The following is a 13899-nucleotide window of genomic DNA, read 5'->3' as shown; positions in this document are numbered from 1 at the left end:
AGGAACGTGCGGCGGCAGGTACCGTCAAAGCGGCGCCTCGTCGGCGCCCCACGGGGGTAAGCGCCCCCGGCCCGGACGACGAGGGTGTCATGAGCCGGGAGTACGAAGCCCGGCAGCACGGGGAACGACAGCGGACAGCGAGGTAGGAAGCAGCGTGCCAGCCAACAACGGCAACGCCGGCGGAACCCGCCTGGTGATCGTGGAATCGCCCGCGAAGGCGAAGACGATCGCCGGGTACCTCGGGCGCGGCTACATCGTCGAGTCGAGCATCGGCCACATCCGCGATCTTCCGGAGAAGGCCGATGACATCCCGGAGAAGTACAAGACGGAGGCCTGGGCCCGCCTCGGGGTGAACGTCGACCACGAGTTCGAGCCGCTCTACGTCGTGAACCCGGACAAGAAGTCGCAGGTGTCCAAGCTCAAGCAGCTTCTCAAGGAAGCCGACGAGCTCTACCTCGCCACCGACGAGGACCGGGAGGGCGAGGCCATCGCCTGGCACCTGCGCGAGGTGCTCAAGCCCAAGATCCCGGTGCACCGCATGGTGTTCCACGAGATCACCCCCCACGCGATCAGGGACGCGGTCTCCAACCCCCGCGACCTCAACCTCCGCCTGGTCGACGCCCAGGAGACCCGGCGCATTCTCGACCGCCTCTACGGCTACGAGGTCAGCCCGGTCCTGTGGAAGAAGGTCAAGCCGCGGCTTTCCGCCGGTCGTGTCCAGTCGGTCGCCACCAGGCTGGTGGTGGAGCGCGAGCGCGAGCGCATGGCGTTCACCGCCGCCAACTACTGGGACCTGCAGGCGCTGTTCGACACCGGCAGGGCGGGCGACGACACCCGGACGTTCTCCGCCACGCTGACCGGTGTGGACGGCAGGCGCGTGGCCCAGGGCCGCGACTTCGCCTCCACCGGCAGGCTGAAGGGCTCCGACGTCCTCCACCTCGACGAAGCCGCCGCGACGGCCCTCGCCGGCCGCCTGGAGGGCGTGGACTACGCCGTGCGGTCGGTCGAGCGCAAGCCGTACACGCGCAAGCCGTACGCGCCGTTCCGGACCACGACGCTGCAGCAGGAGGCGAGCCGCAAGCTGGGCTTCTCCGCCAAGTACACGATGCAGGTGGCCCAGCGGCTGTACGAGAACGGCTACATCACCTACATGCGTACCGACAGCATCACGCTGTCGGAGACCGCCGTCGCCGCCGCCCGCAGCCAGGCGATCAAGCTGTACGGCTCGGCGTACGTGCCGGACAAGCCGCGCGTCTACACCAGCAAGGTGAAGAACGCCCAGGAGGCGCACGAGGCCATCCGGCCCTCCGGCGAGGAGTTCCGGACGCCGGGCGAGACCGGCCTGTCCGGGGACATGTTCCGGCTGTACGAGCTGATCTGGCAGCGCACGGTCGCCTCCCAGATGAAGGACGCGGTCGGCGAGTCGGTGTCGGTCAAGGTCGGCGGCACGTCCAGCGCCGGAGAGAACGTGGAGTTCAGCGCCACCGGCCGGACGATCACCTTCCACGGCTTCCTCAAGGCGTACGTGGAGGGCGCGGACGACCCCTCGACCGACCGCGACGACTCGGAGAAGCGCCTGCCCACGCTGACCGAGGGCGACCGGCTCACGGCGGCCGAGCTGACCGCGCTCGGGCACTCGACCAAGCCGCCCGCGCGCTACACCGAGGCGTCGCTGGTCAAGGAGCTGGAGGACCGGGAGATCGGGCGGCCGTCGACGTACGCGTCGATCATCGGAACGATCCTCGACCGGGGCTACGTGTTCAAGAAGGGCACCGCCCTGGTGCCGTCGTTCCTCGCGTTCGCCGTGGTCAACCTGCTCGAACAGCACTTCGGCAACCTGGTCGACTACGACTTCACGGCCGACATGGAGAAGGTCCTCGACGACATCGCCAACGACCGCGCCGAGCGGGTGCCCGAGCTGCGGCGCTTCTACTTCGGCGGCGAAGACGGCGACGAGGGCCTGAAGGAGATGGTCACCGACCTCGGCGAGATCGACGCCAAGGAGATCAGCTCGTTCCCGATCAGGGGGACGGACATCGTGATCAGGGTCGGCCGCTACGGGCCCTACCTGGACCGCGACGGCGCCCGGGTGAACATCCCCGAGGACATGGCGCCCGACGAGCTGACCGCCGAGAAGGCCGAGGAGTTGTTCTCGCGCCCGAGCGGCGACCGCGAGCTGGGCGTCGACCCGGCGACCGGCCGCAGGATCGTGGCCAAGGACGGCCGTTACGGCCCGTACGTCACTGAGATCCTGCCCGAGGAGCCGGCGCCGGAGGACGGCAAGAAGCGGACGAAGAAGGCGGACGCGCCCAAGCCGCGGACCAGCTCGCTGTTCAAGACGATGGACCTGGACACGATCACGCTGGAGCAGGCGCTCAAGCTGCTCCAGCTTCCACGGATCGTCGGCGAGATCGACGGCGAGGAGGTGACCGCGCAGAACGGCAAGTTCGGCCCCTACATCAAGAAGGGCACCGACTCGCGGTCGCTGCCGTCCGAGGAGGACCTGCTCACGATCACGATCGAGCAGGCCAAGGAGCTGTTCGCGCAGCCGAAGGCCCGTGGACGCGGCCGTGCCGCCGCCGCGCCGCCCCTTCGTGAGCTGGGCGAAGACCCGAACTCCAAGAAGCCGATCGTGGTGAAGGAGGGCCGCTTCGGCCCCTACGTCACCGACGGCGAGACCAACGCGTCGCTGCGCAAGGGCGACACGGTCGAGGACATCACGCTGGAGCGGGCGGCGGAGCTGCTGGCCGAGCGGCGGGAGCGGGCGCCCGCCACCAAGCGCACGCCCCGGACCAGGACCACCGCGAAGAAGCCCGCCGGGAAGTCCTGACCCCGGTTTCCGCGTCTCGCGGGAGGTGCCATGCCCGGCGCGGCTTCGCGCCGTGTCGCCGCGCCTGTCCACAGCCGGTCCCCGGCTGTGGACAACGGACGCGGCCGTCGGCGTGAGCTCGTAGCATCGTCTCAGCCGGCCCTTGATCGCCAGCCGGTCGAGGGGAGTTCTCGTGGGGTTCGTCGGCATGATTGTGACGGCCGTCGTCGTCGTGCACGCCTATCTGTGGTGGCGGCTCGTCAGGGCGTCGACGACGCCGGGATCGCGCTCGCGCCGGGTGCTGACATGGGCGCTCGTGGTCATGGCCGTCGTGATGGTGGTGACCTTCGCCGGGAGCCGGCTCGGCCTCGGCATGGACGTGGAGCGGGTCGTGGCCTGGCCCGGCTACCTGTGGCTGGCCGTGATGTTCTACCTGTTCGTGTTCGGCCTGGTCATGGAGGTGCCCCGGGCGGTCGCGACGTTCGTCGTGTCCAGACGCCGCGGCATGGCCGAAACGGCGGCTTCGGCCGAGCGGGCCGAGGGGGAGACGGCGCCGGTGGACGAGGTGGTCCTCGCCGGAGCCGCGGCCGGGGGAGGCCTCACCGCCAACGGCACGGCCACGACGGGCAGGCCGGCGGCGGAGGCGGCCGCGGCGGACGCCCCGGCGATGGACCGCCGGCTGTTCATCTCCCGCACGGCCTCCGCGGTCGTGGCCGCGGGAGCGCTCGCGACCGTGGGGTACGGCGTGAGCCGGGCCCTGGGCGATCCGGTGATCGAGCGGGTGCCGATCCGCCTGCCCAGGCTCGACCCCCGGATGAGCGGGCTGCGCATCGCGGTCGTCAGCGACATCCACCTCGGCCCGCTGAGCGGCCGGGGGCACACCGAGCGGATCGTCCGGATGATCAACGGCCTGCAGGCCGACGCGGTGACGATCGTGGGCGATCTGGTGGACGGCACGGTCGCCGAGCTCGGCCGTCTCGCCACGCCGCTCGGGTCCCTTGAATCCCGCTACGGCGCGTATTTCGTGACCGGCAACCACGAGTACTACACCGCCGGGGGCCCCCAGGAATGGATCGAGGAGTTGCGCTCGCTGGGCGTCCGGCCGCTGCGCAACGAGCGGGTCGAGATCCGGCACGCGGGAGCCGTACTGGACCTCGCGGGCGTCAACGACCTCAACGGCGTGCCGTCGGGCGACGGCCCGGACCTCGACAAGGCGCTCGGGGGCCGCGACGTGAACCGGCCCGTCGTGCTCATGGCCCACCAACCCGTCCAGGTGACGCAGGCCGCCGCGCACGGCGTCGATCTCCAGCTGTCCGGGCACACCCACGGCGGGCAGATGGCGCCGTTCAACCTGCTCGTGCCGCTGCAGCAGCCCGTGGTGGCGGGGCTGGCGAGCGTGCCGCGCACGGGCGGCGGCGACACCCAGGTCTACGTGACACGCGGTGCGGGCTTCTGGGGGCCGCCGGTCCGCGTGGGCGCGCCGCCCGAGATCACCCTCATCGAGCTGCGCGCCTGACCGCGCCGGATGTTCGGAAGCGGAACCGGGCAGAGCATTGGTGCCATCTCGACAGCGAGGACGAGGCGGACGTAATACCCTCAGGCGACGGGCAGGCCCCAGCGGCCCGCTCGTCCGTCTCCCAAGCCCAGCGAGCACCTGGATACGCTGACATCATGAGCACCACTGGCCGGGCCGCCGCGCGCCGCAAGCAGCCGCACGTGCTGGCGAACGCGCCGTTCCGCAGACTGTGGACGGCGATGGCGACGTGCAGCCTCGGCGACTGGCTCAACATCATCGCGCTGACCGCCCTGGCCGGTAACCTCACCGCGAGGTCCGGCTTCCAGGCGCAGAGCCTCGCCATCGGCGGCGTCTTCGTCGCCAAGATGCTGCCCGCGATCCTGCTCGGCCCGCTCGCGGGAGCGGTGGCCGACCGGTTCGACCGCAGGCTGACGATGGTCGTCGCCGACCTCGCCAGGTTCGCGGTGGTGTTGTCGATCCCGCTGGTCGGCAACTACCAGTGGGTGATCATCGCGACGTTCCTGGTCGAGTGCGTGAACCTCTTCTGGGTGCCCGCCAAGGACGCCACCGTGCCCAACCTCGTGCCCAAGGAGCGGCTCGAGGAGGCCAACCAGCTCAACCTCCTCGTCACGTACGGCACCGCGCCCGTGGCCGCCGCGTTGTTCGCGATCGTGTCGGGCGTGGTCACGACGATCTCGGCGGCCGCCCCGTCGTTCGACGTCGCGGCCACCAGCGTCGCGCTGTACGCCAACGCGCTGGCCTACCTCGCCTCCGCCGTGATGGTCTTCACGCTGCGGGCCATTCCGAAGAACCACGTCAGGCACGTGTCCACGCCCTCGGTGTTCCGGCAGATCACCGAGGGATGGCGGTTCGTCGGCGGCAACCGCGTCGTGCGCGGACTGATCATCGGCATGCTCGGGGCGTTCGCCGCCGGGGGCGCCGTCATCGGCGTCGCCAAGGCGTACGTGCAGGCCCTGGGCGGCGGCGACGCGGGGTACGGCGCCGTGTTCTGCGCCGTCTTCCTCGGCATGGCGTTCGGCATGTTCTTCGGCCTGCGGCTGCTGAAGGGCCTGTCCAGGCGGCGGCTGTTCGGGTTGTCGATCGTGCTCGCGGGGCTGACGCTGGCCGCCGTCGCGCTCATCCAGAACCTGGTCGTCGTGGTCGTGCTGACCGTGGTGCTGGGCGCCTGCGCCGGCATCGCCTGGATCATCGGCTACACGGTGATCGGCCTGGAGGTGGAGGACGGGCTGCGCGGCCGCACGTTCTCCTTCCTGCAGTCGCTGGCCCGGGTGGTGCTGCTGCTGGTCGTGGCGGTGGCCTCGACGCTGGCCGCGCTGTTCGGCACGCACGCCCTCGCGGTCGCCGGGATCAGCTACCGCTTCGACGGCACGAACCTCGTGCTGCTCCTGGGCGCGCTGCTGGCGATCGCCGTCGGGGTGGTCGCGCTGCGGCACATGGACGACCGGCCGGGGGTTCCCATCGCGGTCGACCTGCTGACCGCCCTGCGCGGGCGGCGGTTCGTGCCGGAGGAGGCGGACCCCGAGCGCGGTCTGTTCATCGCCTTCGAGGGCGGCGAGGGCTCGGGCAAGACCACCCAGTCGCGGCTGCTCGCGATCTGGCTGCGCGACCAGGGCTTCGACGTCGTGCAGACCCGCGAGCCGGGCTCGACCAAGGTCGGCATGCGGTTGCGGGCGATCCTGCTCGACGCCGCCCACCAGGGCCTGTCCCCGCGGGCCGAGGCCATGCTGTACGCCGCCGACCGGGCCGAGCACGTGGAGAAGGTCATCAGGCCCGCTCTGCAGCGCGGTTCGACAGTGATCTCGGACAGGTACGTGGACTCGTCGCTGGCCTACCAGGGCGCCGGGCGGTCGCTCGACCAGGAGGACGTCGCGAGGATCAACAGGTGGGCGACGGGCGGGCTCGTCCCCGACCTGACCGTGCTCATCGACGTGCCGCCCGCGGTCGGGCTGCGGCGGATGGCCTCGCCCGCCGACCGCATCGAGGCCGAACCGCTGGAGTTCCACGAGCGGGTGCGGCGGGAGTTCCGGGCGCTGGCGGCGGCCGACCCCGACCGCTACCTCCTGGTGGACGGCACGCTTGACCAGCGGGAGGTGACGCGCCTGATCCAGGACCGGGTGCGGGAGATCCTGCCCGACCCGGTGCCGCAGGAGGCCGAGGAGGCCACCGGCACGATGCCCGCCATCCGTGACTTCGGGTAGCCGCACATGACCGTTTTCGGGGATCTAGTCGGGCAGGATCGGGCGATCGACGTGATGCGGCGGGCCGCGTCGGCCGCCGCGGAGGTCATCGCCGGAGGCCGCGGCGCGGGCATGACCCACGCCTGGCTGTTCGCCGGGCCGGCCCTGCGGTCCGCGGCCGCCACGGCGTTCGCGGCCTCGCTGCTCTGTCCCGACCAGGGATGCGGCCATTGCGACCACTGCCATCAGGTCGAGGTGGGTTCGCACCCGGACGTCACGTTCGTCCGGCCCGAGGGCCTGTCGTACAGCGTGCGCCAGACGCGCGAACTCGTGCTCAAGGCGGCGGGGGCGCCCACGCAAGGCCGCTGGCGGATCGTGCTGTTCGAGGACGCCGACCGGGTGACGGAGGCGGCGGCCAACGCGCTGCTCAAGGCCATCGAGGAGCCGCCGCCGCGGACCGTGTGGCTGCTGTGCGCGCCCTCACCGGACGACATGATCATCACGATCCGCTCGCGCTGCCGGGTCGTGACGCTGGGCACGCCGTCCACCGAGGCGGTCGCGAACGTGCTGGTGACCCGAGACGGGGTGCCCCACGACGTGGCGCTCGACGCCGCGCGGGCGGCCCAGGGGGACATCGGCCGGGCGCGGCGGCTCGCGCTGGACGAGGAGGCGCGGCGCCGGCGCGACGACGTGCTGTCGATCCCTCGATCCCTGACCGGTGTGGCGGAGTGCATCACCGCCGCCGAGCGGCTGGTGAAGACCTCCACCGAGGACGCCGACGCGGCCACGACCGCGCTGAACGAGGTCGAGACCGCCGAGCTGCGCAAGGTCTACGGCGAGGGCTCCTCCGGCAAGGGGCTCAACAAGGGCCTCGTGCGGGGCGGCGCGGGAGCGCTCAAGGAACTCGAGACCATGCAGAAGTCGCGGGCGACCCGCATCAAGCGGGACTCCCTCGACCTCGCGCTGCTCGAACTCGTGGCGTTCTACCGCGACGTGCTGGCCGTGCAGTTCGGGGCCCCGGTCGAGCTGGCCAACGAGGACCGCAGGCACGAGGTGGAGGCCGTCGCGCGCGCGTCCACCCCCGAGCAGACGCTCCGCCGTACGGATGCGATCATGAAGTGCCGGGAGCGGCTGGCGGCCAACGTGAACCCGCAGATCGCGGTCGAGGCCATGACCCTCGCTCTCCGCTCGCCCGCCTAGGACGCAAGCAACCCCGGCGGGCGTACGGCGTCTCTGGTACATGAAGGCCGAAACGCTCGATCTCGATCAGCAACCCGGGGAGCCCGTGAGCGTCCCGCCCCTGTCGGCGGGCGCCGACGACACGATCAGCGGACTCTACGCCGAGCACGCCCTCGGCCTCACCCGGCTGGCCCTGATCATGGTCGGCGACCGGGAGAGCGCCGAGGACGTCGTGCAGGAGGCGTTCCTCGGCCTGCACCGGCGCTTCGACGGCCTGCGCGACCGGGACAAGGCGCTCGTCTACGTGCGCGCCGCGGTGCTGAACAACGCCCGCTCCGTGCTGCGCAGGCGGCGGCTGCCGTCCTGGTTCGCCGGCACGTACGACCCGCCCGTCTGGTCGGCCGAGTCGGCCGCGATCCTCGGCGCGGAGCGGCGGGAGGTCATGGAGGCCCTCCACCGCCTGCCCCGGCGCCAGCGGGAGGCCCTGGTCCTGCGTTACTACGCCGAGCTGTCCGAAGAGGAGACGGCCCGGGTCATGAAGATCAGCCGGGGCACCGTGAAGTCCACCACCTCCCGGGCGCTCGACGCGCTCGGCCGCCTCCTGGGAGAGACCCGATGAACGACGACGTCATCCGCCGGTTGCAGGACGCCGCCCACGCGGTGGGGGAGACGGTCGAGGCCGTCCCGCCGTTCGACCCGGCCGCCGCCCCCGCCCGCCGTCGTACGCCCGGGGGCGCCGCGCGGGGGAGGACCTGGTTGCTTCCGGTCGCGGCGGCGGCCGCCGTGACGGTCGCGGTCGCGGGCGGGGCGGCCGTCGCGCGCCACGGCGGCGGGACCATGGACACGGCCGCCGGCACGACGGCGGGCCCCGCCGCCCAGCCGTCCTTCCTCGTGCAGATCCGCTCCGGGGGCATGGCGGTCAGGAGCGTCGCCGACGGCCACGTGACGGCCACGGTGCCGGGGCCGGAGGGCGAGCGGTTCACCCAGGTGCAGGCCACCCGGGACAACCGCCTCTTCTACGCCGTGGCCGAGCAGGACGCGTGCCGGTCCCGCTTCTACCGGTTCAGTCTCAGTGACAGCGGGGAGGTCGGCTCCATCGGCGCGCTCCCGTTCACGCCGCCGGAGGGCACCGCCGTCACCTCGTTCGCGGTGAACGGGGACGGCTCCACGCTGGCCTACGGGCTGTCTTCCTGCACGCCGGGCGGCAAGGGCGCGTCCCTGGTCGTCACGGATACGGCGACCGGTGACAGCCGTACCTGGACGTCCGCACACGCGTCCGCCGTCGAGGACGTCTCGATGAGCGACGACGGGCGCACCCTGGTGTTCCGCCGGGCGGGCGTGGTCTGGGGGACGTCGACGGAGGCGATCACGCAGCCGGCCGCCCCGACGGAAGCGTCTCTGAAGCCGGAAACCACGCCGGAGGCGACCTCGGGATCCCCCGCCCCTCTCGAATCGGCTCTCCCACAAGGCGACGGCGGCGTCCTGCCGGAGCCGCGCGTGACTCCGGCAGAACCGGGGACGGCGCCGTTCCCGGTCGCTTCGGCGGAGCCGGAGACGGGGGCCGCGCCGCGCGAGCAGCCCGAGGCGGCGTCGGCCGAGCCGTCCGCTCCGCCGCTCCCCAAGGGGTGGACATGCCTGATACCGGCCAGGACGGTGGAGGTCCCGGCGGAGACTCCGGCCTCGGGCACGGCGCCTTCCTCCGGTGTCCCGGCGACGGCGGTCGCCTGGGAATGCTCGATCTCCCACACCGTGTGGGTGCTCGACACCGGCACCCCCGGCGGCCTCGACGACGTGCGTGCGATCACGCTGGGGGAATCGTCCGCCCCGACGACGGGCGGGATCCACGATGTCACCCTCACGCCGGACGGAGGACGTGTCCTGGCCACGGTGGGCTGGAGCAAGCTGGCGCGGGTGCAGGGTGTGACCAAGCTCGCGGGGGCGGTCGCCGAGGTCGTGGCGTACGACGTCGCCACCGGGCGGGCCGTGCAGACCCTCTATCGCGATGAGGAAAGACGGCCTGTCTTCGAGCGTGTCGATGTGGACGGCACCGGGCGGCTCCTTCTGGTGGTCGGGCCGGACGAGACGGGAGAGGTGACGGAATCCGGATATCGCAGGCTGTTCACGGACGACGGCGGCGTCGCGCGGCCGGCGGCCTGGTAGACGGTCCGCAGGCGGAGTCCTCCGGCGGGCCGGGCCTCCCGGTCCGCAGGAGGTTGTCCACAGGCGATGATTGCCGGTGCCGTACGGCACGTATGGTGGGTTCGGACGCGTTAGCCGTACGGATCGAGGAGGGCCGGCGCTTGGGCATGATGATGGCCGTGAGCTTCACCCGCTACGGACGGCTCTACTACCTCGATCCGGGCGGCCACTCTCCGAAGGTGGGCGACAAGGTCCTCGTGCCGACCGACTCCGGGCCCGAGGTCGCCGAGTGCGTGTGGGCGCCGCAGTACGTGAGTGAGGACGTCGAAGGCCTGCCCGTCTGCCAGGGCATCGCGGCCGAGGAGCACCTGGCCCGCGACGAGACCAACCGCCGCCGCAGGGCGGAGGCCCGCAGTGTGTCCAAGCGCCTGATCAAACGGCACGAGCTGCCGATGAAGGTGGTCGGCGTCGACTACCTGGACGCCGACAACGTCTACACCGTGTACTTCTCCGCGCCCCACCGGGTCGACTTCCGCGCGCTCGTGCGCGACCTGGCCCGCAACCTGCGTGCCCGGGTCGAGCTGCGGCAGATCGGCCCGCGTGACGAGGCCAGGCTCCAGGGCGGCATCGGCCCCTGCGGACGCGACCTGTGCTGCGCGACGTTCCTCAAGGACTTCGAGCCCGTCTCGGTCCGGATGGCCAAGGACCAGGACCTGCCCGTCAACCCGCTCAGGATCGCGGGCGCCTGCGGCCGGCTGATGTGCTGCCTGAAGTACGAGCACCCGCTCTACCAGGAGTTCCGGGCGTCGGCGCCGCGCACGGGCCTCGCGGTGGACACCCCGCAGGGCCCGGGCACGGTGGTGGGGCACAACGTGCCGTCCGACTCCGTCATCGTCCGCCTCAACGAGGGCGGCCGCCGCTGCGCCTGCTCCAAGGCCAGCGTCTGCGCCCCACGCAAGCAGCATGACGCGATGTACGGCGACGCGCAGGCAGTGGCCGTGAGCGACCCTGAGGAGTAGCGGGCGGCTTTCCCCTGGGGTGGGCGTTCAGGTGGCTGGGGTGGGCGTTCACGCGGCGTGCCGTCTGTTCAGACCGGACGACTGCCAGGCCGGCCGGGTGCGGACGGCGCGGCTGGACAGGCCTGGTCACCGGATGCGGCGTAATACGCTGCGGTGATGAGCACCCGGCGCCGCCTTGCGACATGGCTGGAGACGAAGCCGCCAGAGGACCGGCGGCTGATCCTCGCCCGGGTGGGGTTCACCTCCGATGACGACATCACCCCGCAGGACCTCGCCCGGCTGCTGCTCCAGCCGCGTGCGGCGCTCGCGCTCGCGCGGTTCTGCACTCTTCCTCAGCACCAGGCGCTGTCGGCCGTCGCGTGGCTGGCGGCACAGCGGCACGGGCCGCTGCTCAACCTCTGGCATGACGCGGACCCGGCCACACGGGCAGTGCCCCGCGCCGAGGTGCTCGACCTGCTGGCCGGGAGCGATCCCGCCCTGCGGGCGCGCGCCGCCGCCACTCTTGACGCGCTCGCCGACACGGCGTTGGTGCTTCCGCCGCATGACGACCAGGTGATCGTCTCCACAGGCGTCCACGCGCACCTCGCCGAGACCGCGGGGCTGGGCCGCCCGGCGGCCGAGCTCATCAGGCTGCACTTCAACGCTCCGGAGGTCCACGCGATCGCCGAGACCCTGGGATTCCCAAAGGCCAGGGCGCGGGAGGGCGCGGAGCGGAACGTGCTCGGCCTGCTCACCGACCAGGAGCGGGTGCGGGCCCTGCTCGGACAGGCCCCCGCGGACGCCCGGGAGTGGCTGCTCGACATCATCGGGCACGGATCGCAGGTGCTCACCCACGCCTATCAGGCGCGCGGCGGCTTCGGCTACCAGCAGGCGCCGAAGTACGCCTTCCGGCCCGGAGGTTCCGGCGACCCGAACACCGACTGGCTGGCCGCGCGCGGGCTCCTCCTGCCCGCCGGGCCTCACGACACGGCGGAGGTGCCGATCGAGGTCGCCGTGGCCGCCCTCGGCGAGCTGCGCGTTCCGTTCGCCCCGGAGCCGCCGGTCCCGGCCGGTCTGCCCATTGCCGCCGGGGCCGACGGTTCCGCCCAGGCGGCCGCCACCGCCGCGCTGTCCCAGATCGAACGCGTGCTCGCCGCGTGCGCCGACCAGCCTCCCGTCCTTCGCAAGGCCGGCGGTCTCGCGGTCCGCGACACCAGGCGGATCGCCAAGGCGGCCGGCGTAGCCGAGGACGTCACCCGGCTCTGGCTCGACCTGGCAACGCAGGCCGGACTGCTCGGCCTGCATGCCGAGCCGGTGCAGCGGCCGAAGGGCCATCGCGGCAAGCTACCCGAGCCGGTCGTGAGCCTGCTGCCCACGACGGAGTACGACGACTGGCTGAAGCGGTCCCCCGTCGAGCGGCTGGTCACGATCATCGCCACCTGGGCGACCATACCGGCCGTCTACACGTTCTGGCCGGAGGAGGCCGGGACGCCGGTCGCCCTCACCGAGCCCGACGATCCGAACGCGGTCGGCGTCAGGGCCGCCGTCTTCGAGGCGCTCGCCGCGCTTCCCCCGGGCAAGGGCGTATCCGCCGACGGCCTGCCGTACGTGACGGAACGGGCGGCCTGGCACCGCCCGCACCACTTCGCCGAGTCGGGGGCGGACGACGAGCTTGTCGGCGCCGTCGTGCGTGAGGCCGAGTCGCTCGGCCTGGTCGCCGGGGGCGCCCTCACCGGCGTCGGCCGTGTCGTACGCGATCTGCTGCTCAGTGGTGAGGCCTGGACCTCGCCGGAGCCCGCGCTGACCGCCGCCCTGGCGGCCATGCTCCCGCCCGCGCAGGCCACGGCCTTCTTCCAGGCCGACCTGACGGCCGTGGTCCGCGGGATGCCCGGCCCGGAGCTCGCCGAACTGCTCGACGACGTCGCCGACCGCGAGTCGGAGGGACACGCCGTTGTCTGGCGCTTCTCGGGTGCGACCGTGCGCCGGGCCTTCGATCGGGGGCACGAGGCCGACGCCCTGCTCGCGCGGCTCGCCGAGGTGGCCGAGGCGCCCCTGCCGCAACCGCTGGAATATCTGATCAAGGACACCGCCCGTACGCACGGGCGCGTCCGGGTGGTGCGCTCCGGGTGCTGCCTCCGTTCCGACGACGAAGCGCTCGTCGAGGAACTCGCCCGCTCTCAGGCGCTGCGCACGCTGGGCCTGCGCAAGATCGCCCCGACCGTGCTGATCAGCGCGGTGAGCGAGGAGGAGACCCTGGCCCGGTTGCGCGCCGCCGGCTACACCCCGGCCCTGGAGTCCGAGACCGGGGCGGCGGTCATCGAGCGGGCCGCTCGCCGACGTGCGTGACGTGCGGCCGGCCGGTCCGAGAGCCGGGGTGTGCGAGTGGTGTCGTCCCCCCGGCCGTGAGCGGCCCGAGGGACGGCGCTCGGCGCGCCGCCCCTCATCTGGCCGATCCTCTGGCAGCCAGGGTGACTGGGGACAGCGTCAGGTGCGGGTCCACTTCTGGTTGTTCTGGCCGTTGCAGGTCCAGATGATGACCTTGCTGCCGTTGGCGGTGCCGCTGTTGTACACGTCGAGGCACTTGTTCGCGCCTACGGCGGTGATGCTCCCGTCGGAGTTGAGGCGCCACTTCTGGTTGTTCTGGCCGTTGCAGTCCCAGATGATCACGCTGGTCCCGTCCGCCGTGGCGCCGCCGTTCACATCCAGGCACTTGTTGCCGTAGACGCGCAGCTCACCGGCGCTGGTGGAGGTCCACTGCTGGTTGGGCTGCCCGTTGCAGTCCCAGATCTGCGCCTGCGCCCCGTTGGCCTGTGAGGCGTCGGCGACGTCCAGGCACCGGCCCGAGCCCACGCCCCGGATCGCGTTCGTCGCCTGCGGAGTGCCCGTCGGCGAGGAGGACGGGGAAGGAGACGGCGAGGGGCTGGTGGGCGGCCCGTCGTTGCCGGTGAACTGCCACCAGTTCAGGTTGAACAGGTAGCCGCTGCCGCCGGTGAATCTGAGGTAGAGGTCGTGGGTGCCGGTCGCGCCGGTGACGGGGCAGGAGACGGTGGTCCAGGTCTG

Annotated in this window: 9 protein-coding genes; 8 read left to right on the top strand and 1 reads right to left on the bottom strand. The window is 72.1% G+C overall.

Going from position 1 to position 13899, the window contains the following annotated elements; genetic code table 11:
• Nucleotides 1–154 precede the first annotated feature (154 nt).
• From topA to FLW16_RS36620, 8 genes are all read left to right on the top strand, one after another.
• Complete coding sequence (gene topA, locus FLW16_RS36655; RefSeq protein WP_142565335.1) at nt 155–2830, top strand: type I DNA topoisomerase; 2676 nt, start codon at nt 155–157, stop codon at nt 2828–2830.
• Between the two features lie 172 nt (nt 2831–3002).
• Nucleotides 3003–4325 carry a metallophosphoesterase gene (locus FLW16_RS36650; RefSeq protein WP_260615988.1) on the top strand — a complete coding sequence of 441 codons (1323 nt, stop codon included), beginning with the start codon at nt 3003–3005 and terminating at the stop codon, nt 4323–4325.
• Nucleotides 4326–4480: 155 nt separating this feature from the next.
• Nucleotides 4481–6544 (top strand): dTMP kinase, encoded by a 2064-nt coding sequence (gene tmk, locus FLW16_RS36645; protein WP_142565333.1) that lies wholly within the window; start codon nt 4481–4483, stop codon nt 6542–6544.
• Nucleotides 6545–6550: 6 nt separating this feature from the next.
• Nucleotides 6551–7723, top strand: a complete 1173-nt coding sequence (locus FLW16_RS36640) for a DNA polymerase III subunit delta' (protein WP_142565332.1) — start codon at nt 6551–6553, stop codon at nt 7721–7723.
• Between the two features lie 85 nt (nt 7724–7808).
• Nucleotides 7809–8321, top strand: coding sequence for a SigE family RNA polymerase sigma factor (locus FLW16_RS36635; RefSeq protein ID WP_260615986.1), 513 nt, complete (start codon nt 7809–7811; stop codon nt 8319–8321).
• Nucleotides 8318–9862 (top strand): hypothetical protein, encoded by a 1545-nt coding sequence (locus tag FLW16_RS36630; protein WP_142565328.1) that lies wholly within the window; start codon nt 8318–8320, stop codon nt 9860–9862. The genes FLW16_RS36635 and FLW16_RS36630 overlap by 4 nt, the downstream gene beginning before the upstream one ends.
• 146 nt (nt 9863–10008) lie before the next feature.
• Complete coding sequence (locus FLW16_RS36625; RefSeq protein WP_142565446.1) at nt 10009–10860, top strand: regulatory iron-sulfur-containing complex subunit RicT; 852 nt, start codon at nt 10009–10011, stop codon at nt 10858–10860.
• A 156-nt stretch (nt 10861–11016) separates the two neighbouring features.
• Nucleotides 11017–13185, top strand: coding sequence for a helicase-associated domain-containing protein (locus FLW16_RS36620; protein WP_142565326.1), 2169 nt, complete (start codon nt 11017–11019; stop codon nt 13183–13185).
• A 138-nt stretch (nt 13186–13323) separates the two neighbouring features.
• Here the strand turns inward: FLW16_RS36620 and FLW16_RS36615 are convergent.
• On the bottom strand, nt 13324–13899 hold a 576-nt coding region (locus tag FLW16_RS36615), incomplete at its 5' end, for a lectin (protein ID WP_142565444.1).

The organism is Microbispora sp. KK1-11 (genome assembly GCF_006874435.1).
Taxonomy (GTDB): Bacteria; Actinomycetota; Actinomycetes; order Streptosporangiales; family Streptosporangiaceae; genus Microbispora; species Microbispora catharanthi.
Note: the sequence above shows the minus strand (reverse complement) of the source record. Positions and strands in the feature narration are given on the sequence as shown.